Source organism: Burkholderia sp. 22313 (assembly GCF_052045245.1).
Lineage (GTDB): Bacteria > Pseudomonadota > Gammaproteobacteria > Burkholderiales > Burkholderiaceae > Burkholderia.
Window position 1 is genome coordinate 1 of sequence record NZ_JBQEON010000028.1, and the last position, 19,558, is coordinate 19,558.

General features: G+C 68.9%; 21 protein-coding genes. 6 read left to right on the forward strand and 15 right to left on the reverse strand.

The window, feature by feature from the left end; genetic code table 11:
• The 3 genes from lipA to ACTJKF_RS21850 form a co-directional block, all read right to left on the reverse strand.
• On the reverse strand, window positions 1–977 hold a 977-nt coding region (lipA, locus tag ACTJKF_RS21840), incomplete at its 3' end, for a lipoyl synthase (RefSeq protein ID WP_440626013.1).
• The gene (gene lipB / locus ACTJKF_RS21845) at window positions 970–1,725 is read right to left on the reverse strand and encodes a lipoyl(octanoyl) transferase LipB (protein ID WP_440626015.1); all 756 of its coding nucleotides are present in this window, start codon (window positions 1,723–1,725) and stop codon (window positions 970–972) included. The genes lipB and lipA, both read right to left, overlap by 8 nt.
• Before the next feature lie 84 nt (window positions 1,726–1,809).
• Window positions 1,810–2,136: a DUF2917 domain-containing protein gene (locus ACTJKF_RS21850; RefSeq protein ID WP_440626017.1), complete on the reverse strand. Its 327-nt coding sequence runs from the start codon at window positions 2,134–2,136 to the stop codon at window positions 1,810–1,812.
• Window positions 2,137–2,238: 102 nt separating this feature from the next.
• Here ACTJKF_RS21850 and ACTJKF_RS21855 point away from each other — a divergent pair, with 102 nt between their 5' ends.
• Window positions 2,239–3,198, forward strand: coding sequence for a transcriptional regulator GcvA (locus ACTJKF_RS21855; RefSeq protein WP_440626019.1), 960 nt, complete (start codon window positions 2,239–2,241; stop codon window positions 3,196–3,198).
• A 25-nt stretch (window positions 3,199–3,223) separates the two neighbouring features.
• Here the strand turns inward: ACTJKF_RS21855 and ACTJKF_RS21860 are convergent, their stop codons facing one another.
• The 10 genes from ACTJKF_RS21860 to ACTJKF_RS21905 all read right to left on the reverse strand — a co-directional run bounded on the left by ACTJKF_RS21860 (window position 3,224) and on the right by ACTJKF_RS21905 (window position 12,317).
• Complete coding sequence (locus tag ACTJKF_RS21860) at window positions 3,224–3,532, reverse strand: HP0495 family protein (protein WP_440626021.1); 309 nt, start codon at window positions 3,530–3,532, stop codon at window positions 3,224–3,226.
• A complete protein-coding gene (locus ACTJKF_RS21865; protein ID WP_440626023.1) occupies window positions 3,532–4,458 on the reverse strand; it encodes a D-amino acid aminotransferase in 927 nt (308 codons plus the stop codon). Before ACTJKF_RS21865 ends, ACTJKF_RS21860 begins: the two co-directional genes overlap by 1 nt.
• Before the next feature lie 48 nt (window positions 4,459–4,506).
• A complete protein-coding gene (locus ACTJKF_RS21870; RefSeq protein ID WP_440626025.1) occupies window positions 4,507–5,820 on the reverse strand; it encodes a D-alanyl-D-alanine carboxypeptidase family protein in 1,314 nt (437 codons plus the stop codon).
• A gap of 484 nt (window positions 5,821–6,304) precedes the next feature.
• Window positions 6,305–6,949, reverse strand: coding sequence for an alpha/beta hydrolase (locus tag ACTJKF_RS21875; RefSeq protein WP_440626027.1), 645 nt, complete (start codon window positions 6,947–6,949; stop codon window positions 6,305–6,307).
• 13 nt (window positions 6,950–6,962) lie between these two features.
• Window positions 6,963–7,280: a (2Fe-2S) ferredoxin domain-containing protein gene (locus tag ACTJKF_RS21880; protein WP_011694422.1), complete on the reverse strand. Its 318-nt coding sequence runs from the start codon at window positions 7,278–7,280 to the stop codon at window positions 6,963–6,965.
• Window positions 7,281–7,432: 152 nt separating this feature from the next.
• Window positions 7,433–8,584: a VanZ family protein gene (locus ACTJKF_RS21885; protein WP_440626029.1), complete on the reverse strand. Its 1,152-nt coding sequence runs from the start codon at window positions 8,582–8,584 to the stop codon at window positions 7,433–7,435.
• A gap of 19 nt (window positions 8,585–8,603) precedes the next feature.
• Window positions 8,604–9,227: an ABC-type transport auxiliary lipoprotein family protein gene (locus tag ACTJKF_RS21890; RefSeq protein WP_440626031.1), complete on the reverse strand. Its 624-nt coding sequence runs from the start codon at window positions 9,225–9,227 to the stop codon at window positions 8,604–8,606.
• Window positions 9,228–9,321: 94 nt separating this feature from the next.
• The gene (locus ACTJKF_RS21895; protein WP_440626032.1) at window positions 9,322–10,257 is read right to left on the reverse strand and encodes an MlaD family protein; all 936 of its coding nucleotides are present in this window, start codon (window positions 10,255–10,257) and stop codon (window positions 9,322–9,324) included.
• 24 nt (window positions 10,258–10,281) lie between these two features.
• The gene (locus ACTJKF_RS21900; protein ID WP_440626034.1) at window positions 10,282–11,196 is read right to left on the reverse strand and encodes an ABC transporter ATP-binding protein; all 915 of its coding nucleotides are present in this window, start codon (window positions 11,194–11,196) and stop codon (window positions 10,282–10,284) included.
• Complete coding sequence (locus ACTJKF_RS21905; protein WP_440626036.1) at window positions 11,193–12,317, reverse strand: MlaE family ABC transporter permease; 1,125 nt, start codon at window positions 12,315–12,317, stop codon at window positions 11,193–11,195. The genes ACTJKF_RS21900 and ACTJKF_RS21905 overlap by 4 nt, the downstream gene beginning before the upstream one ends.
• 295 nt (window positions 12,318–12,612) lie before the next feature.
• On the opposite strand from ACTJKF_RS21905, the gene ACTJKF_RS21910 reads away from it, so the two are divergent.
• The 5 genes from ACTJKF_RS21910 (at window position 12,613) to ACTJKF_RS21930 (ending at window position 17,871) form a co-directional block, all read left to right on the forward strand.
• Complete coding sequence (locus ACTJKF_RS21910) at window positions 12,613–14,676, forward strand: bifunctional 2',3'-cyclic-nucleotide 2'-phosphodiesterase/3'-nucleotidase (protein WP_440626038.1); 2,064 nt, start codon at window positions 12,613–12,615, stop codon at window positions 14,674–14,676.
• A gap of 14 nt (window positions 14,677–14,690) precedes the next feature.
• A complete protein-coding gene (locus ACTJKF_RS21915; RefSeq protein WP_440626040.1) occupies window positions 14,691–15,536 on the forward strand; it encodes a tetratricopeptide repeat protein in 846 nt (281 codons plus the stop codon).
• A gap of 198 nt (window positions 15,537–15,734) precedes the next feature.
• Window positions 15,735–16,655 (forward strand): biotin--[acetyl-CoA-carboxylase] ligase, encoded by a 921-nt coding sequence (locus tag ACTJKF_RS21920; RefSeq protein ID WP_440626042.1) that lies wholly within the window; start codon window positions 15,735–15,737, stop codon window positions 16,653–16,655.
• A complete protein-coding gene (locus tag ACTJKF_RS21925; RefSeq protein WP_440626044.1) occupies window positions 16,652–17,440 on the forward strand; it encodes a type III pantothenate kinase in 789 nt (262 codons plus the stop codon). Before ACTJKF_RS21920 ends, ACTJKF_RS21925 begins: the two co-directional genes overlap by 4 nt.
• 188 nt (window positions 17,441–17,628) lie before the next feature.
• Window positions 17,629–17,871: a hypothetical protein gene (locus tag ACTJKF_RS21930; protein ID WP_440626046.1), complete on the forward strand. Its 243-nt coding sequence runs from the start codon at window positions 17,629–17,631 to the stop codon at window positions 17,869–17,871.
• A 16-nt stretch (window positions 17,872–17,887) separates the two neighbouring features.
• Here the strand turns inward: ACTJKF_RS21930 and rfaE2 are convergent, their stop codons facing one another.
• Window positions 17,888–18,373, reverse strand: a complete 486-nt coding sequence (gene rfaE2, locus ACTJKF_RS21935) for a D-glycero-beta-D-manno-heptose 1-phosphate adenylyltransferase (RefSeq protein ID WP_440626048.1) — start codon at window positions 18,371–18,373, stop codon at window positions 17,888–17,890.
• Window positions 18,374–18,536: 163 nt separating this feature from the next.
• On the reverse strand, window positions 18,537–19,415 hold the full coding sequence (locus ACTJKF_RS21940) for a diiron oxygenase (protein WP_014895903.1): 879 nt from the start codon (window positions 19,413–19,415) through the stop codon (window positions 18,537–18,539).
• Window positions 19,416–19,558: the final 143 nt, after the last annotated feature.

Below are 19,558 nucleotides of genomic sequence, written 5' to 3' on the forward strand. Positions count from 1 at the left end.
CCGTGCGCCTGCAGATCGGCGTGATAGCTCGAGCGCACCATCGCGCCGACGGCCGCGTGCGTGAAGCCCATCTTGTACGCCTCTTCCTCGTACATCTTGAACGTATCCGGATGCACGTACGCACGCACCGGCAGGTGGTGCTCGGACGGCTGCAGGTACTGGCCGATCGTCAGCATGTCGACGTCGTGCGCGCGCAGGTCGCGCATCACCTGCAGGATTTCCTCTTCGGTCTCGCCGAGGCCGACCATCAGGCCCGACTTCGTCGCGACGTCCGGATGCTGCGCCTTGAAGTCCTTCAGCAGCTTCAGCGAATGCGCATAGTCCGAACCCGGGCGCGCTTCCTTGTACAGGCGCGGCACCGTTTCGAGGTTGTGGTTCATCACGTCCGGCGGCGCCGCGTTCAGGATCGAGATCGCGCGGTCGAGACGGCCGCGGAAGTCCGGCGTCAGGATCTCGATGCGCGTTTCCGGCGACTGCTCGCGCACTTCGCGGATGCACTCGACGAAGTGCGCGGCGCCACCGTCGCGCAGGTCGTCGCGGTCGACGCTCGTGATCACCACGTACTTGAGCTTCAGCGCGGCGATCGTGCGTGCGAGGTTCTTCGGTTCATCCGCATCGAGCGGATCGGGACGGCCGTGGCCGACGTCGCAGAACGGGCAGCGGCGCGTGCACTTGTCGCCCATGATCATGAACGTCGCGGTGCCCTTGCCGAAGCATTCGCCGATGTTCGGGCAGCTCGCTTCCTCGCACACGGTATGCAGGTTGTGCTCGCGCAGGATCGTCTTGATCTCGTTGAAGCGCGAGCTGCCGGTGGCCGCCTTCACGCGGATCCACTCCGGCTTCTTCAGCTTCTCGATCGGAACGACCTTGATCGGGATGCGCGCCGTCTTCGCCTGCGCCTTCTGCTTGGCGGTCGGATCGTAGGCAGGGGTCGCGGCCGAATCGGCCGGTGCGGGGGAAGCGGTAACGTCAGTCATTCGAATGTTCCAGTGCCTGCGGCTTGTCGGCGGCCGCGGATACGCCATCGAGGTTGGCAATCAGACGCCCCACCAGCGTGTGGGCGACGTCGTTCCAGTCGGCGGCAACCTCGAGGCTCGCCATGTCGACGGTTTCCAGTCCGGCATAGCCGCACGGGTTGATCGCAAGAAACGGGCGCAGATCCATCTTCACGTTCAGGCTCAGCCCGTGATAACTGCAGCCGTTGCGGATCTTCAGGCCGAGGGCCGCGATCTTCGCGCCTTCGTGCACGCCGGATGCCACGTAGATCCCGGGCGCGCCCGCCTTGCGGACCGAAGCGAGATTATACGCCGCGAGGGTTTCGATCACGGCCTCCTCGATCTTCGTCACGAGCGTGCGCACCATCAGCTTGCGCCGGCGCAGGTCCAGCAGCAGGTAGACGACGATCTGGCCGGGGCCGTGGTAAGTGATTTGTCCGCCGCGGTCGACCTTCACGAGCGGCACGCCGCTGTCGGCCACCAGCAGGTGGGCCGGGTCGCCGGCCTGGCCGAGCGTGTAGACGGGCGGATGCTCGACGACCCAGATTTCGTCGCCGGTATCGGCCGTGCGCGTGTCGGTGAACGCGCGCATCGCGTCGAAGCTCGTCTCGTAGGCCTCGCTGCCGCGCCAGCGCACGGTGACCGGCACGACGGGCTGAACCGGAGACCCGGCGGGCGATTCGGAAACAGCGACAGGCGTGGACACGATGGCAACCGGCGAGACGGACATGGGCGGTAGTTTACCGAAAACCCATCGGTCTCGCCGGGTCTGGAAAAGGGACGGATGGCAGGCATCCGTCGGAGGAAAGCGGTGTCAGACGGTCCGCCAGCCGTCGTGGAGCAGCGCATTCAACCGCTCGCGCAGCCGCGCCAGCACGCCGCGCGCGACATCCCGCGCCGGCCGCGACACCGAGAAGGCGACGTGCGCGCCCTGCCCGCTTTCCGCGCTGAGCCATAGCCGCTCGCCGCGACGCAGCTTCAGCGTCTCGCCGTCGACCAGGAAGTAGTCTTCGACGTCGTTGCTGCGCGTCGCCCACACCGGCCCGCATTGCACCGTCAGGCGCGTGCTGCGTTGCACCTTCATCGGCACGGTCTCGCCCGCGGGGATTTCGAACGTGATGCTTGAAGAAATTTCTTGCATGGTCGACTCCGCCAATAAATGCTTCGATGGCTACAATCGTAGTCACTTAAAGGCGTCCGACCAAACGACCAAATTTCACGTCGATGTGAGGAAAATTAGCAAATGGACCTCCGCCAGCTCCCTGCGCTGAACGCGATTCGCGCGTTCGAAGCCGCCGCCCGTCACGAGAATTTCTCGCGCGCCGCCGACGAACTGTTCGTCACGCACGGCGCGGTCAGCCACCAGGTGCGCGCGCTCGAGGAGGAGCTGGGCGTGCAATTGTTCGCGCGCAACGGCAAGCGGCTGTGCCTGACCGGCGCCGGCATGCGCTACGCGCAGCAGGTGCGCACCGCACTGATGATGCTCGCCGACGCGACCCGCGAGGTGCGCGCGAGCGACCGTGACCGGCGGCTGGTGGTGTCGATGCTGTCGTCGTTCGCCGCGCGCTTCATCACGCCGCGCATCGGCACGTTCATCGAGCGGCATCCGGAAATCGACGTCGAACTGCAGTCGACCAACACGCTGACCGATTTCGCACGCGACGACGTCGACCTGGCGATCCGCTTCGGCTTCGGCAACTATCCGGGGCTGCACGTCGAGCCGTTGTTCGAAGAGGTGTTCTTTCCGGCCTGCGCGCCGACGCTGAACGGCGGCAAGCTGCCGCAAACGCCCGCCGATCTCGTGCACTACAACCTGCTGCGCTCGGACGACGAGCTGTGGCGGCCGTGGTTCGACGCGGCGGGTCTCGACACGCTGACCGAGCCGAAACGCGGGATTCTGTACCAGGATTCGTCGAACCTGCTGCTGGCCGCGATCGACGGCCAGGGCATCGCGCTGGTGCGGCGCTCGCTCGCGGTGCACGATCTGCTGGACGGGCGCCTCGTACGCCTGTTCGACATCGACGGGAAGAGCCCGTGGCACTATTTTTTTGTGTGTCCGCCGCCGCTCGTGAACGCGCCGCGCGTGCAGGCGTTCAGGACGTGGATTCACGAGGAAGTCGCACAATTCAAGCAGCTGTGCGACGAGCTGGATGCGCGGCGCGCGGCGGGGAAACCCCCCGCCGAGTGCGCGCGGGAAGGTTAGGGCCCGTTCCCGCTAATACCGGGCCCTACAGCACGACCTTGACCATCGGATGGCCGGTCAGTGCGCGGTAGATGTCGTCGAGCTGCGCCTGGCTCGTCGCGCGCACGGTGATCGTGAGGCCGGTGTAATTACCGCCGCTCGATGCGCGCTCCTCGATCTTCTCGACGTCGATCTCGTTGTCGTGGACGGCCACGACCTTGAAAATCGTATCCTTGAACTCCGGATGCGCCTTGCCCATGATCTTGATCGGGAAATCGCACGGAAACTCCAGCAGCGACTCCTTCCGGGCATCGACCGCGCCGGTGACCTCGATGGTTTTGGTCGGTTCGCTCATCATTTTCTCCGGGTTAGGTCAAACTGTTCAAACTCGCGTGCTTTCGCACGCTGGTACGCGTCGTACAACGCCGCGAATACGGGGCCCGGCTTGCCGCCCTGCACGGGCAGGTCGTCGAGCGACGTCACGGGCAGAATTTCCTTCGTGGCCGACGTGAGCATGATCTCGTCCGCCGAGCGCAGCTCCACCTCGCTGATCTCGCGTGCGACGAACGGAATCCCGCACTGATCGGCCAACTCCTCGACCAGCGCGTAGCGGATCCCCTCGAGGATCTTGTTGCTGCGCGGCGGCGCCATCAGCTCGCCGTTCTTCACGATCCACACGTTCGACGACGACCCTTCGGTCAGGTTGTCGTCGCGCAGCTGGATCGTCTCGAACGCGTCGCGTTCGGCCGCATGCTGCGCCATCAGCACGTTGCCGAGCAGCGAAGTCGACTTGATGTCGCAATGCAGCCAGCGGCGATCCTCGGCCGTCACGCAACGCACGCCCTGCGCGCGCTCGTCGTCCGACGGCAGGCGCAGCGGGCTCGTCATCGCGAACACCGTCGGCACCGCATTCGGCGGGAATGCGTGGCCGCGCTTCGCGACGCCGCGCGTCACCTGCAGGTACACGAGCGCGTTGCCGTCGGCGAGACCTTCCGCATTCGCGGCGAGCACGCGCTCGATCAGCGCGCGCCAGCCGGCCGCGTCGTGCGGATTGTCGATGCCGATCTTCTTCAGGCTGCGCGCGAGCCGCTCCAGATGCTGTTCGATCCGGAACGGCACGTGCGCGCCGTCGTGCGCATAAACGGGGACAACTTCATACACGCCATCGCCGAAGATGAACCCGCGGTCGAGCACCGGAACCCGGGCTTGCGACAGCGGTACCAGCTCCTCCTGCGATGACACGCTGAGGTAGACGATCGGTTCGAATTCGGTTTGGCTCATGGCAATACCAGATGGGGATGAAGTCGTAAAAACAAAGACCCGTCGCGCTTACTTCTTCTTGCTGAACATCAGCAGGATCGAGTCCCAGATACGCCCGAAGATACCCGCTTCCGGCACGGCCTGCAGCGCGACGACCGGGAACGCCGACAGCGTCTTGCCGTCGGCGACGATCTTCACGGTGCCGACCTGCTGGCCTTCCGCGAGCGGCGCGATCAGCGGCGCATTGACGTCGACTTCCGTCTTGACCTTGTCGCCGAGGCCGCGCGGCACGGTCGCCCACTGGTCGCCCTTCACGCCGACCTGCACGGTGTTTTCCTTGCCCTTGTAGATGCGCGGCGTCGACATCGCCTGGCCGCCCTTGAACAGGCGCACCGCGTCGAACGCGCTATAGCCGTAGTTCAGCATCTTCATGCTGTCCTGCGTGCGCTCGCCTTCCTTCTGCTCGCCCATCATCACCGACACGAGACGGCGCTGGCCGTCGACGCCCGGGATCGCGCGCTTGGCCGACGCGATCAGGCAGTAACCGGCCGCCTGCGTGTGGCCCGTCTTCAGGCCGTCGACCGTCGGATCCAGCCACAGCAGCCGGTTGCGGTTGCCCTGGCGGATGTTGTTGTACTTGAATTCCTTCTCCGAGAAGATGCTGTAGTACTGCGGAAAATCGCGGATCAGGTGCGCGGACAGCTTCGCGAGGTCGCCGGCCGTCGTGTAGTGGTTCGGGTCGGGCATGCCGTTCACGTCGGCGAAGTGCGTGCCCTTCATGCCGAGGCGCGCCGCCTCGTCGTTCATCATCGTGACGAACTGCCCTTCGCTGCCGCCGACCAGTTCGGCCAGCGCGATCGCGGCGTCGTTGCCCGACTGGATGATCATCCCGTACACGAGATCGTGCACCGCCACCGGCTTGTCCGCCTCGATGAACATGCGCGACTCGTCGGTGCCGACGCGGCGCACGGCTGCGCTCGGCGTGACGATCTGCTCCATCGAGATCTTCTTCTTGTCGAGCGCCTCGAACACCAGGTAGGCCGTCATCAGCTTCGTCAGCGATGCGGGCTCGACGCGCTCGTCGGCGTTGCCCGACGCGAGCACCGTGTTGCTGGTCGCATCGACGAGCACCCACGAGCGTGCATTCACGCCCGGCGGCGGCACGGCGCCCGGCATGAAGGTCGCGGGTGCGCCGGTGAACTGCTCGGCGGCGGCCGGCGCCGCATGCGCGGCCTTGGCCTTGGCGGCCGGCTTCGCCTCGGCGACGACGATCGTCGACGCGAGCGCGACGGGCAGCATCACGCCCAGCGCGACGTTGCGCGCGGCGGTGCCGAAGGCGATGGAAGAAGCGAGGGACTTGAGGCCTTGGGGAGACAGACGCATGATCGATTCAGGCTGGTGGCAGAAAGTGCGGCGCGAAACGCGCAGGGTTGAACGGCGAGGCGGCGGGCGTTCCGGCGTTCGCCCGACGGTGTCGGACGGCGCGAAACGCGCCGGTTGGACTCGTGCGGACGCGTTCGGTTCACGGCCGAACGCGAGCGGGCGGACAGGCGGCGAAACGAGCGCCGCATGGGCCTAGCCGGGCCGCGGGCGACGCGAAATGCGGCCATTATACGTGGCCGCGAAGGGCGTTTTCGCGAACCGCGCACGGGGTGGCCGCACACCGGCTTCCAGAGGATAGCGCGACGGCATGGCGGAGAATCGTGGTCGAAGCCACACGAAAGGCGCGCGCAGGCGCCGTGCAAGTCGGGTTGCACCGCGCAGGAACGGGCGGGTGCGACCGTGTTCGGAACGGTGCGGCGCGAGGTCGCGCGAGCGGCGGCCTCGCCGTGGTGCGGCATCGGCACCGCACGCCGGGTTCAACGCATCAACGCCACGCGTCGACGATGATGCGCTTCAGCACGTGCAGCTTGCGATGGAAGAAATGCTCGGCGCCGGGGATCACGACGACCGGCAGTTCCTGCGGCCGCGCCCAGTCGTAGACCGATCCGATCGGCACCGTGTCGTCGGTTTCGCCGTGGATCACGAGCGTGTTCTCGGGTACCTCGGCGACCTGCCAGCGGCTCGCGGCCGTGCCGACGAACACCATCCGCTCGATCGTCTCGCCCGCGTCGCGCAGCCGCTTCGCGACATGCGACAGCACGAAGGTGCCGAACGAGAAGCCCGCGAGCACGAGCGGCAGGTCCGCCCAGGCCGCCTGCGCGCGCATGTGCGCGAGCACCGCGAGCAGGTCGTCGGCCTCGCCGATGCCGTTGTCGTGCACGCCTTCCGTCGCGCCGACGCCGCGGAAGTTGGAGCGATACACCACGTAGTTGAGCTGGACCAGCGTGCGCGCGAGCGTTTGCGCGACCTTGTTGTCCATCGTGCCGCCGAACAGCGGATGCGGATGCGCGACGAGCGCGATCCCGCGCGGCGCGGCGCTGCCTTCGCGCACGGCGTCCGGCAGGTCGACCGCGATTTCGATCTGCCCGGCCGGGCCGGCGATCAGCGACTTCTGCGTATGAACGTTCATTCGGCCGGCCCGCTCAGATCTTCAGGCGGTCGACGACCTTGCCGTCGCGCAGGTGCGATTCGACGATCTCGTCGATGTCGGCCTGATCGACGTACGTGTACCACGTGCCTTCCGGATACACGACCATCACGGGCCCTTCCTCGCAGCGGTCGAGGCAGCCGGCCTTGTTGATGCGAACCTTGCCGGGCCCCGCGAGACCGAGTTCCTTCACGCGCTTTTTCGCGTATTCCTGCATGGTCTGCGCATCGCATTGCGCGCAGCTCGGACGCTCGGCGCCCGGTTCGCGCTGGTTCAGGCAAAAGAAGACGTGGTGCTGGTAGTAGGAATCCATGATGGTGACGAGCGGCCCGGCGCGGTGCCGGGCGGAAAGAGGGGCGATTGCCGTTGCGCGCGGCAACGGAGGTGCGGACGATTATAACGACCGGCGCGCGGCGCTGCCCGCGATCGCGCCGCGACCCGCCCTGCCCTGCCTCGCGTGCCGCGTCAGCGCCGCAGCGCAGCCGGCAGCCACGCGTGCTCGACCCGCTGGCCGAGCCAGATCAGCGCCGCGTAGGGCCAGATCCATGCGAGCCAGCGCGCGATGCTGTTGAAGTGCACGTAGCGGCCCTGCCGCCAGCCCGACAGCGTGAAGTCGAAGAACGGGTTGACGGGCAGCAGGTTCACGAGCGCCACGCCGGCCAGCAGCGCGACGACCGCGAGCAGCGCGCGCCACGTCGCCGGCACGTGCAATGCGATGAGCGCCGCGGCGAAGCCGAGCTCGATGCCGAGCCGCGCGCCGGGCGTCGCCCAGACGACGACGAGGCCGGTGCGCGACTGCATGAAGGTCGCGGCCGCCTTCAGCGCCAGCGTCGCCACGACGAACGCGATCAGGAGCCGCACGCGCGGCGCGTTCGCGCGCATCGCAAGCGACGCGATCGCCAGCGCGGCGAACAGCATCAGCCCGCCGAGCGCGGCCTCCCACGCGGTGTCGGACAGCCAGCCGTCGACGCGCTCCGGCCATTCGCTGACACGCCATGCGGCCGGCAGCCACGCGAGCAGCGCGTCCTGCATCGACCCGTCGGCGCGCTCCCACAGCGCGGCCGGCCAGTCGCCGATGCCGAACAGGAACGGCGACGGAAACAGGATCGCGAACGGCCATAGTCCGGCGAGCAGCAGCGGTGTCGCGCCGTCGGCCTCGAACCACGCAAAGCGCAGCCGCCGCAGCGCGCCGCGGTCGAGCAGCGCGCCGGTGGCCGGGGCCGCGAGCGCGGCACCGAGCAGCGCGCCGAGCGCATTGGCCGCGAGGTCGAGATTCGACGCGACACGCGTCGGCAGGTAGGTCTGCAGCGCCTCCATCGATCCCGACAGCAGCACGCCGAGGCCGAACAGGATCAGCGTCGCGGCGACGCCGCGCCAGCGCGGGTGCAGCGCGAGCACGCCGAGTGCGCCGAATGGCAGGTAGCCAAGCACGTTGGTGACCACGTCGAACGCGGTCACATAGCGCTGCATCGGCGCGAACAGATAGTCGAACGGCCCGATGCCGAGCGACACCCAGCCGTCGAACGGATACAGCGACGCATAGACGATGAGCGCCGCATACGCGGCGAACGCCTGCCGCGCGAGCGACGACGCACGCGGCGCGCCCGGCGCGCTCATCGCGGCTGCACGCCGCAGGTCACGGATTGCCCGCGTACGCCTGCACGCCGACCCATGCGGCGATCTGCGACACGAGCTCGTCGCTCGCGGCCGCGAGCGCACGCGCGCCGCCGGCCGCATCGGGCGTGCTCGACGGCGCGCGGGCGACGAACGTGCGCTGGCCGAGCACCTTGCCGTCCTGCATCAGCGTCGCGCGCGCGGTGACCGCGCCGTGACTCTGCGACTGCCCGTCGAACACCTGCTCGAATTCGTTCAGGTCGACCTTCAGCGTCGGCGCGCGCACGCCGTCGGAGCCTTCGAGCACCGCGCCGCGCGACGACATCACGCCGCGCAGCCGTTGCGTGAGCAGTTGCGCGGGCGGCGCGGTCCAGCGGCTGTCGCGGTAGACGGCCGTGCGCAGCGCATCCGCATACGCCAGGCGATAGACGAACTTGTCGGTGTCGAGCGCGTCGGGTGCGCCGACGTCGAGCACCTTCAGCGCGGGGCCCGCGCCGGCCGTCACGACCGGCGCGGCCGGCCCGAGGTCGTAGCGGACGTTCGACAGCGCCGCGCTGTTGCCGGCGCAGCCGGCGGCAAACACGAGCGTCAGCATCGCGAGCGCGGTCGCGGCCGGACGCAGCGCGCGATCAAGGATTCGTGGCATGGCATGTTCCTGCATGATGTTTCCGGTTTCGATGGCGTGATGGCCCGGTCTCGCTCCGGGCCGGGCCGGGCGATCGACGGGCTGGCGATCCGTTTCACTTCCCGGCCGCCGCACCCGCGCCCGGCCAGACGAAGCCCGCTTCGCCGGGGCCGGGTGCGGAACCGGGCGAACCGAACAACAGACTGCTCGGGTTGCGGCCGAGTTCACCGGCGACGTCCTTCAATTGCCGCGACGCATCGCCGACGTTGCCCGCCAGCGCGTTGAAACGCGGCAGCGTGTCGTACTGGACCCGCGCGTTCAGGTCGTTCAGCGCGACGCCGACCTGCTCCGCGGCCGTGCCGGCCTTGTTCAGGTTCGCCACCAGCGGCCCGTTCGGCTGCAGCAGCGTGTTGGCCGACGCCATCGCGCGATCGACCTGGTGCATTGTCTCCGGCAGCGCGGCCACCGCCGGCGCAAGCTGCTTCGACAGCGTCGCCGCGCCGTCCGCCGCGTGCTGCAGGCTTTCGGCCGTCGCGCGCAGCTGCTCGCGCATCTCCGGCGACATCAGCTGGTTCGCGCTTTTCGCCGCCTGCTCGAGCTGGCGCAGCAGCACGTCGCCGCGCTCCTGGAGCTGGTCGAACAGGCTCGGGCGCATCGGGATCTGCGCGATCGCCTTCGGCGACGACGGCAGCGGCGCCAGGTCGCGGCCGGTATCTTCGAGCTGCACGAACGCGATGCCCGTCACGCCCTGGAAGCCGAGACTGCCGTAGGTCGACTGCGTGATCGGCGCGTCGTGGTCGACCAGAATCCGGATCCGGATCTGCCCCGGATGCGTGCGGTCGAAGCCGATCGACTGCACCTTGCCGACGTCGAGGCCGCGAAAGCGCACGGCCGCATCGGGGAACAGGCCCGTCACGTTGGTGCGCGCGAGCAGGTCGTACGGCACGCGCACGGTGCGGTCGACGTTGAACCAGAACACGGTGCCCGCGATCGCCAGCGTCAGCGCGATCGTGAACAGGCCGGCCCAGAACGCATGTGATTTGTTTTCCATCAGAGGGTTCCTTGTCCTTGCCTGTTACAGCTCGACGCTCGACAGCGCCGGTTCGAGAGCCGCCTTCGGCAGCTTCGCGCGCCGCTCGGGCGGCAGCGCCTGCAGCGCGCGGCGCCCGCGCAGCCCCAGGAAATACTCGTGGATGAACGGATGGTCGACGTTCGCGACGTCCTCGACGGGTGCCGCGACCAGCACCTTGCGGTCGGCCAGCACCGCGACGCGCGTCGACAGCGCGACCATCGTGTCGAGATCATGCGTCACCATCACGACCGTCAGCCCGAGCGTGCGATGCAGCGTCGCGATCAGCTCGACGAATTCGTCGGACGCCTGCGGATCGAGGCCGGCGGTCGGCTCGTCGAGAAACAGCAGCTCGGGCTCGAGCGCGATCGCACGCGCGATGCCGACCCGCTTCACCATCCCGCCCGACAGCGCGGCCGGCATCTTCGATGCGTGCTTGCACGGCAGCCCGACCATCTCGAGCTTCAGCATCACGATGTCGTGCAGCAGGTCGGGCGGCACGCGGCCGAGCTCGCGCAGCGGCTGCGCGACGTTGTCGAACACCGTCATCGACGAGAACAGCGCGCCCTGCTGGAACAGCATCCCGGAGCGCGTGCGCATCATCCGCGCGGTCGCGTCGTCGATCGTCGAGGTATCTTCGCCGAACACCTTGATCGTGCCCGACGTCGGCCGCTCGAGGCCGAGAATCTGCCGCACGAGCGTCGTCTTGCCCGAACCGGAGCCGCCGACGATCGACACGATCTCGCCGCGCCGCACGTCGAAGTCGAGCTTCTGGTGAACGACGTTGCGCCCGTAGCGCTTCGTCAGGTTGCGCACCTCGATCACGCGTTCGTCGCCGTGCGCGGCGGCCAGCGGCGGCGTGCCGGCCGAACCCGCGCCGACGGCCGCGGCATGCGCGCTGGTTTCGTTCGACGCGTTCATCCCAACCCCACGTTCTGGAACAGGATCGCGAACACCGCATCGGCGAGGATCACCACGGTGATCGACGTGACGACCGACGTCGTCGTGCCTTCGCCGAGACTCTGCGAGTTCGCCTTGATCCGGAAGCCGAAATGGCAGGCGACCAGCGCGATCAGCATGCCGAACACGATGCCCTTGCCGACGCCGATGTACAGGTTCGCGATCGGCACGACGCCCGGCAGCGAGCGCACGAAATAGTTGACGTCGATCCCGAGCACCAGCTTCGCGGCGAGCGCGCCGCCCGTCAGCGCGATGATGTTGGTCCACATCACGAGCAGCGGCATCGCGACGCCGAGCGCGAGCACGCGCGGCAGGATCAGCCGCAGCCCGTGCGGAATGCCCATCACGCGCATCGCGTCGAGCTCCTCGGTCACGCGCATCACGCCGATCTGCGCGGTGATCGCCGAGCCCGAGCGGCCCGCGACGAGGATCGCGGACAGCACCGGCCCGAGCTCGCGAATCACCGACAGCCCGAGGATGTTCACGATGTAGCGGTTCGCGCCGAACATCTGCAACTGTTGCGCGGACAGGTAGCTGAGCACGATACCGATCAGGAACGCGACCAGCGCGGTGATCGGCAGCGCCTGCGCGCCAGCGCTGTAGATGTTCGCCGAGGTTTCCGTCCACGGCATCGTCTGCGGACGGCGCAGCACCGACAGCGCATCGAGGATCACGCGGCCGAACATCGCGATGCCGCCCTGCAGGTGCTCGGCGAACGCGAACAGCATGAAGCCGAAGCGGGTGATCGGGCCGAGGTGCGCGACGCGCTCCGGCGCCTCGCGCTGGCTGTCGAGGCGTTCGATCCGCTCGAAGATCGTGCGCTGCGTGGGGCTCAGCGCGATGCCGGCCGGCAGCTTGCGGCCCCACACGCGCCACAGCGCCTGGCCGCCGACGTGGTCGAGCCGTTCGATGCCGGACAGGTCCCACTCGCTCACGCGCCCGGACGCGATGCCCGCGACGCGGCGCGCGACCGCGCCGCGGTTGCGCGCCAGCGCGAGTGCGGTCCACTGGCCGGACAGGCGCACTTTCTGACCCTGGCCGCCGGCGTCGACCGACAGGCCGGGAGGAGTCTCGAAGTCCAAGGGCGGGTTGTTTGCAAAAGGATGACAGCGGTCATTGTAGCGAACCGCCCGGCGCCGCGACGTGAGGATTTCCGCCGGGGGCGTCCGACCGGCGCCGCGCGTGCCGCGGCCCCCAGCCACCCGGCCGGCCGTCCAGCCGGCCATCCAACCGGTTAGCGCTCACGCGACCTTTCATTCTTCCGTCACGTTTCCTTTCGATACTCTCACGCGCCGCACGTCAGGCCGTCGGCGCCCGCGTCGCCATTTCGTTGCGCACCTCGCGATTCATGGAACAGAACACCGAACAGGACAATCGATGCGTCTCCCCCCGCTTTCCCGCCGCCGCGTGAGCGCCACCGCCGCGCTCGCCGGCCTCGCCTTCGTCCTCGCCGGCTGCGGCGGCGACGACGTCACCGCGCCGCCGCCGGCACAGGCCCAGGCGCCCGCCGGCACGACCGCCACGCTTGCGCTGCTCGAAACGACCGACCTGCACACCAACGTGCTGTCGTACGACTATTTCAAGCTGACCGCCGACAACTCGCTCGGCTTCGAGCGCGTATCGACGCTGATCGCGCAGGCACGCGCGCAATACCCGAACACGCTGCTGCTCGACAACGGCGACACGATCCAGGGCACCGCGCTGTCGGACTACCAGGCGCTCGTGAAGCCGGTCGGCTGCGACCAGACGCTCGCGATCTACAAGGTGATGAACGCCGCGAAGTTCGACGGCGGCGGGATCGGCAACCATGAGTTCAACTACGGGCTGCCGTACCTGTCGCAGGTGACCGGCAACACGTTCGACGTCGACGGGCTGCCGGCCCCCGCGCAGCAAAAGAAGTGCGCGGGTCCGACCTTCCCGCAGGTACTCGCGAACGTGATCAGCGCGAAGACCAACGCGCCGCTGTTCACGCCGTACACGATCCTGACCCGCACGGTGACGGCCGTCACGCCCGACGGCAAGACGGTCAGCGCGCCGGTGAAGATCGGCATCATCGGCTTCACGCCGCCCGCGATCATGAGCTGGGACAAGCGCTGGCTCGACGGCAAGGTCTACACGACCGGCCTGAAGGAAGCGGCCGAGAAGTACATTCCGGAGATGCGTGCGCAGGGCGCCGATCTCGTCGTCGCGATCTCGCACGGCGGGCTCGACAACGCCGCCTATTCGCCGACGATGGAGAACGGCAGCTGGTGGCTGTCGAAAGTGCCCGGCATCGACGCGATGCTGATCGGCCATTCGCACCAGGTGTTCCCGGACGCGAACAGCACCGTCGCGCAGTTCAACCTGCCGGGCGTCGACAAGGCCAAGGGCACCGTCAACGGCGTGCCGACCGTGATGGCCAACTACTGGGGCAAGCACCTCGGCGTGATCAAGCTCGGCTTGAAGTTCGACGGCAAGACCTGGAGCGTCGACAAGTCGCAGACGACCGTCGAGGCGCGGCCGATCCAGAACGCGGACAAGCGCTACGTGGCCGCCGATCCGTCGGTGTCCGCCGCGATCGCCGCCGAGCACCAGGCGACGATCGACTACGTGAAGACGCCGATCGGCTCGACCGACTACCGGATGAACTCGTACTTCGCGGACGTCGGCGATCCGGGCGCGATCCAGATCGTCAACGAGGCGCAGACCGACTACGTGAAGACCTACGTGCAGGCCAACCTGCCGCAATACGCGTCGCTGCCGGTGCTGTCGGTCAGCGCGCCGTTCAAGAGCGGCTTCGGCGGTGGCAGCGACTACACCGACGTCGCGCCCGGCGCGCTCGCGATCAACAACGCGGCCGACCTGTACCTGTATCCGAACACCGTGTACGCGGTGAAGGTGAGCGGCAGCGACGTGAAGAACTGGCTCGAGACGGCCGCGAAGCGCTTCAACACGATCGACCCGACCAAGGCGACCGTGCAGCCGCTCGTCAGCAGCTTCCCCGGCTACAACTTCGACATGTTCACGTCCGCGGATCTCGGGTACGAGATCGACGTCACGCAGCCGGTCGGCAGCCGGATCCGGAACCTGACGTACAAGGGCGCGCCGATCGACCCGAACGCGCAGTTCATCGTCGCGACCAACAACTACCGTGCGAGCGGCGGCGGCAACTTCCCGGGCCTCGACGGCAGCAAGACGATCTTCGCGTCGCCCGATGCGAACCGCGACGTGCTGATCGCCTTCATCAAGCAGCGCGGCGCGATCACGCGCGCGGCGGATGGCGCGCAGCGCAGCTGGCGCTTCACGAAGCTCGCGAGCTCCGTCGCGCACGTGCAGTTCGCGTCCGCGCCGAACCGCCTCGGCGACGCGGCAGCGGCCGGCCTGACCGGCCTCACGCAGGTCGCGGCCGACGACGGCTCGGGCAAGAACCTTGCCCTCTACGAAATCGACCTCACGCATTGACCACGAGAACCGCCATGCAACCGATCCGGACGATGCGGCCGGCCGAGGCCGGCTTCACCGCCGCCACGCGACGCCTGCTGCGCGCGAAACTCCCGCCGGCCGCGTTGCTCGCGGCGGCGGCCGTGACCGTCGCGGCCGTCGTCGCGGCGACCGGCTGGCGGGCCGCCGGCCCCGTGCCGAGCGCCGCGCAGCTCGACGAGTGGCAGGCGATGGTTACGCAGGCCGTCGAGCCGCACGCGCTCGCGCAGTTGCGCACCCTCGCCCGCCGCGGGTCGGGCGACGCGCAGGCGGCGCTCGGCATCGCGCTGGTCGATGCGCGCGAGCCGGGGCTGCGCGACGAGGGACGCGGCTGGCTGGAAACCGCCGCGCAGACCGACGCGAAAACCGACACGCCGGCCGCACGCCGCGCGCAGCTCGCGCTCGGCAAGGCCCTGCTGCTCGGCAGCGGCGACATCCCGAAGGACTACGCGCGCGCCCGCGCGCTGCTCGGCACGGCGGCTGCGAACGGCGACCCGGCCGCCGCGTACTACCTCGGGCTGATCTATCGCAGCGGTTACGGCACCGCGGCCGACCCCGTGCAGGCCGCGCACTGGTTCGAGGTGGCGTCGCGCGCGGACATCCCGGCCGCGGACTTCATGCTCGCGAACGCGTACCGCGACGGCAGCGGCGTGCCGCGCGACGAAGCGCGCGCACTCGCGCTATATCGCCGGGCGGCGGAACACGAGCTGCCGGAAGCCGTGCAGACGCTCGCCATGGCCTATCGCAACGGCGAGCTCGGGCTCAAGCCCGACGCGGACGAATTCCACGCGCAGTGGATCGAGACCGCGCATGCGTTGAAGCATCCGGTCGTGGCGCCGTGACCGAGGGTCGGTCACGACCAGTGCGCGCGCCAGCCGGCGGACCGGCGACGGCCTGACGCGCACGGCCTTTCGCCCGGTGCATCGATCCCGGTTTCCGGCGATCGATGTATCGGGCGACACCCGCCCGGGCGCCCGCGCCCGGCCCGGTCCGTCGCGCGCCGCGCGCGCACCGGCGCCCCCGTCGCTACAATAGGCGCCATGAACGCCCCCACCTCTTCCGACACGCCCGATTCCGGCGACGCGCACATCGCGCGCAACCGGCTCGAGGCGCACCTGGACGCCGCGCCGCGCGCGTGGCCGCTCGACATCGTCGCCGCCACCGGCTCGACCAACGCCGACGTCGCGACGCGCCTCAAGGCGCTGCCGCGCAACGCGAACGCGCTGCCCGCGCCGCTCGTGCGCGTCGCGTTCGAACAGACGGCCGGCCGCGGTCGGCAAGGCCGCCCGTGGTTCGCGCAACCCGGCAACGCGCTGCTGTGCTCGGTCGGCTGCATCGTGCCGCGCGCCGTCGACGCGCTCGGCGGCCTCAGCATCGCGATCGGCGTCGCGCTCGCGGAGGGGCTCGCCGCGCTGCCGCTCGACGCCCGCACGCGCGTCGCGCTCAAATGGCCGAACGACCTGCTGCTGACGGCCACCGACGACGGCACGCCGCACATCGTCGGCAAGCTGGCCGGGATCCTGATCGAAACCGTCTGGACCACGGCCACCGCGACCGCCGTCGTGATCGGCTTCGGCATCAACGTACGCGGCGCGGAAGCCGTCGCCGCACAGGTCGACGCACTGCGCGCGCGCGACGCGACGCTCGCCAGCGGGCTGCCGCCGACCGCGCTGTCCGCCGCGTGCGCGTCGGCCAACCTCACCGATACGCTCGCCGCGGCGCTGAACGCGCTCACGCCGGCACTCGCGCAGTTCGGGACCGACGGGCTCGCGCCGTTCCTGCCGCGCTGGCACGCGCTGCATGCGTACGCGGGGCGCGAAGTCGTGCTGCTCGAACAGGGCGTCGAACGCGTGCGCGGCATCGCGACGGGCATCGACGCGACCGGCCAGCTGCTGCTCGACACGCCGAATGGCGTGCAGGCGATCGCGGCCGGCGACGTGTCGCTGCGCGAAGCGCAATGAGCGGACCGTACCTGCTGATCGACGCCGGCAACAGCCGGATCAAATGGGCGCTCGCCGACGCGCAGCACACGCTCGTCGACACGGGCGCGTTCGGCCATACGCGCGATGGCGGCGCCGATCCCGACTGGTCGATGCTGCCACGCCCGCGCGGCGCCTGGATCTCGAACGTCGCGGGCGCCGACGTGGCCGCACGGCTCGACGCGCTGCTCGACGCCCGCTGGCCGGGCCTGCCGCGCACGACGATCCGCTCGCGGCCCGGGCAATGCGGCGTGACGAACGGCTATACGACACCCGAGCAGCTCGGCAGCGATCGCTGGGCCGGGTTGATCGGCGCGCGTGCGGCGTTTCCGGGCGAGCATCTGCTGATCGCGACGTTCGGCACGGCGACGACGCTGGAAGCGCTGCGCGCGGACGGCCGTTTCACGGGCGGGCTGATCGCGCCGGGCTGGGCACTGATGATGCGCGCGCTCGGCACGCACACCGCGCAGTTGCCGACGCTGACCACCGACATCGCGAGCGGGCTGCTCGCGGGCGCGCAGGCCGAGCCGTTTCAGGTCGATACGCCGCGCTCGCTGTCGGCTGGCTGCCTGTATGCGCAGGCAGGGTTGATCGAACGCGCGTGGCGCGATCTCGCCGCTGCGTGGCAGGCGCCCGTGCGGCTCGTGCTGGCAGGCGGCGCGGCGGACGACGTCGCACGCGCGCTGACGCTGCCGCATACGCGGCACGATGCGCTGATCCTGTCGGGGCTTGCGCTGATCGCCGCGGAAGCGGCGGCGCAGGATTGACGAAACACCGGCCGGCATCGCGCCGGTCGCGTCGACGAATGCCCTGCCGCGGGCTTCGCCATGGTGGCAATGAGAAAAACGGGCGCCGCCGCTGGCACCCACGCGGTCCGGCCGCAACGACAACGCCGGCCACCCGGCCGGGCTGACTGAACGGTTGAACGACTGATCAACGACACGGAGTTTCGACGATGCTGCGCTGGCTGATCGCTGTCCTCTTTCTCGCCAACATGCTCGCGTTCGTGGCAGTGCGCGGCGTGTTCGGGCCGCTGCCGGCGGCCGGTCCGCGCGAACCGGGCGTGCTGTCCCGGCAGGTGCAGCCCGGTGCGCTGCATGCGATGCCGCTCGCGCAAGCGGCCGACCAGCCGGTGATCGGCGGTCCGATCGCCGCGCCGGCCGTCGCCACCGAGCCGCTCGCGGCATCCGCGCCCTGACGGCGCGGCGCGCGCATCAGGACGACTGCGCGCGCACCTTCTTCAGCAGCGCGGTGGTCGAGCGGTCGTGCTCGAACGGAATCGCGAGCGCCCGCCCGCCCCAGCCGCGCACGATCGCCGATTCCGGCAGCGCGTCCATGTCGTAGTCGCCGCCCTTCACGAGAATGTCCGGACGCACGGCCTCGATCAGCGACACCGGCGTCTGCTCCTCGAACTTCACGACCCAGTCGACGCTTTCCAGCGCCGCGAGCAGCGCCATCCGGTCGTCCTCGCGGTTGATCGGACGGTCGTCGCCCTTGCCGAGCATGCGCACCGACGCATCGCTGTTCACGCCGACGATCAGGTATGCGCCGAGCGCCTTCGCGTCGGCGAGATACGTGACGTGGCCACGGTGCAGGATGTCGAACACGCCGTTCGTGAACACGACGGGCGAAGGCAGCGACGCGCGCAGGGCGACCAGGGCGTCGCGGGTGATCAGCTTGCGTTCGAAGGTAGCGGGCATGATGAAGGTCGAATGGCGTGAGCGGCGCGCAGTGCGCGGCGCGACGAAACCTGGCGGCGCCAGATGATAAAAAGCCCGCCGGACAACCGGGCGGGCTTCATGCATGGAAACTTCGGCGATCGCGACTGGCGCGGCTTCACGCCGGCGGCGACGCCGTGCGGCCTCAGGCCGGTTGCGCGGCCGACGACGGGCCGCTTTCGGACTGCAGGCGGCCGGTGACTTCCTTGCGATAGCGGTTCAGCTCCTGCGCGGTCGCGAACGTGCGCTCGAACAGGATCGACAGGTTGTGCAGGATGCGCTCGACGACCTTCTTTTCCCACTCGCCGTCGAAGCGGATCTGCTCGTCGAGCCAGCGCTCGAGCCATTCCGGATCCGGCAGGCGCGACTGCACGGTGTCGCGCGGGAACAGCGCCTGGTTCACGTGCAGGTTGGTCGGGTGCAGCGGCTTCTCGGTGCGGCGCGCCGACGCCATCAGCACGCCGATCTTCGCGAACGCCGCGCGCGCGACGTCGCCGCAGTTGTTCAGCGCTTTCTTCATGTAGCGCAGGTAAGCGCCACCATGACGCGCTTCATCGCGCGAGATCGTTTCGTAGATCTGCTTGATGACCGGCTCCGTGTGCCAGTCGGCCGCGCAGCGATACCAGTGGTTCAGGCGGATCTCGCCGCAGAAGTGCAGCATCAGCGTCTCGAGCGGCGGCGCCGGATCGAACTGGAAGCGCACCGCGTGCAGCTCTTCCTCGGTCGGCACCATTTCCGGCCGGAAGCGGCGCAGGTATTCCATCAGCACGAGCGAATGCTTCTGCTCTTCGAAGAACCACACGCTCATGAACGCGGAAAAGTCGCTGTCGTGCTGGTTGTCGCGCAGGAACATTTCCGTCGCGGGCAGCGCCGACCATTCGGTGATCGCGTTCATCTTGATCGTCTTCGCCTGCTCGTCGGTGAGCAGCGAAGCGTCGAACTTGTCCCACGGAATGTCCTTCTCCATGTCCCAGCGGACAGCTTCGAGCGACCTGTAAAGTTCCGGATAAAGCATGGTGTTCATGATGGTCCCACCCCTGTTCTGCGCAATGCGACTTCTCTAAACGTGACTGTTGCCGCATCGGCGCGAGCGCGCCGTTTGCAGCCAAGACTGTAATTTTACGCGGGAATCCAGCCCCCGGCCGCAGATTCCGCGTCCGGCAGCCG

Excerpts from the sequence above, each read along its gene's own strand:
- ACTJKF_RS21865 (WP_440626023.1), bottom strand. The coding sequence starts at position 4,458 with ATGAGCCAAACCGAATTCGAACCGATCGTCTACCTCAGCGTGTCATCG.
- ACTJKF_RS21885 (WP_440626029.1), bottom strand. The coding sequence starts at position 8,584 with ATGAGCGCGCCGGGCGCGCCGCGTGCGTCGTCGCTCGCGCGGCAGGCG.
- ACTJKF_RS21850 (WP_440626017.1), bottom strand. The coding sequence starts at position 2,136 with ATGCAAGAAATTTCTTCAAGCATCACGTTCGAAATCCCCGCGGGCGAG.
- ACTJKF_RS21855 (WP_440626019.1), top strand. The coding sequence starts at position 2,239 with ATGGACCTCCGCCAGCTCCCTGCGCTGAACGCGATTCGCGCGTTCGAA.
- ACTJKF_RS21910 (WP_440626038.1), top strand. The coding sequence starts at position 12,613 with ATGCGTCTCCCCCCGCTTTCCCGCCGCCGCGTGAGCGCCACCGCCGCG.
- ACTJKF_RS21925 (WP_440626044.1), top strand. The coding sequence starts at position 16,652 with ATGAGCGGACCGTACCTGCTGATCGACGCCGGCAACAGCCGGATCAAA.
- ACTJKF_RS21880 (WP_011694422.1), bottom strand. The coding sequence starts at position 7,280 with ATGGATTCCTACTACCAGCACCACGTCTTCTTTTGCCTGAACCAGCGC.
- ACTJKF_RS21930 (WP_440626046.1), top strand. The coding sequence starts at position 17,629 with ATGCTGCGCTGGCTGATCGCTGTCCTCTTTCTCGCCAACATGCTCGCG.
- ACTJKF_RS21895 (WP_440626032.1), bottom strand. The coding sequence starts at position 10,257 with ATGGAAAACAAATCACATGCGTTCTGGGCCGGCCTGTTCACGATCGCG.
- rfaE2 (WP_440626048.1), bottom strand. The coding sequence starts at position 18,373 with ATGCCCGCTACCTTCGAACGCAAGCTGATCACCCGCGACGCCCTGGTC.
- ACTJKF_RS21915 (WP_440626040.1), top strand. The coding sequence starts at position 14,691 with ATGCAACCGATCCGGACGATGCGGCCGGCCGAGGCCGGCTTCACCGCC.
- ACTJKF_RS21940 (WP_014895903.1), bottom strand. The coding sequence starts at position 19,415 with ATGAACACCATGCTTTATCCGGAACTTTACAGGTCGCTCGAAGCTGTC.
- ACTJKF_RS21900 (WP_440626034.1), bottom strand. The coding sequence starts at position 11,196 with ATGAACGCGTCGAACGAAACCAGCGCGCATGCCGCGGCCGTCGGCGCG.
- ACTJKF_RS21920 (WP_440626042.1), top strand. The coding sequence starts at position 15,735 with ATGAACGCCCCCACCTCTTCCGACACGCCCGATTCCGGCGACGCGCAC.
- ACTJKF_RS21870 (WP_440626025.1), bottom strand. The coding sequence starts at position 5,820 with ATGCGTCTGTCTCCCCAAGGCCTCAAGTCCCTCGCTTCTTCCATCGCC.
- ACTJKF_RS21890 (WP_440626031.1), bottom strand. The coding sequence starts at position 9,227 with ATGCCACGAATCCTTGATCGCGCGCTGCGTCCGGCCGCGACCGCGCTC.
- lipB (WP_440626015.1), bottom strand. The coding sequence starts at position 1,725 with ATGTCCGTCTCGCCGGTTGCCATCGTGTCCACGCCTGTCGCTGTTTCC.
- ACTJKF_RS21860 (WP_440626021.1), bottom strand. The coding sequence starts at position 3,532 with ATGAGCGAACCGACCAAAACCATCGAGGTCACCGGCGCGGTCGATGCC.
- ACTJKF_RS21875 (WP_440626027.1), bottom strand. The coding sequence starts at position 6,949 with ATGAACGTTCATACGCAGAAGTCGCTGATCGCCGGCCCGGCCGGGCAG.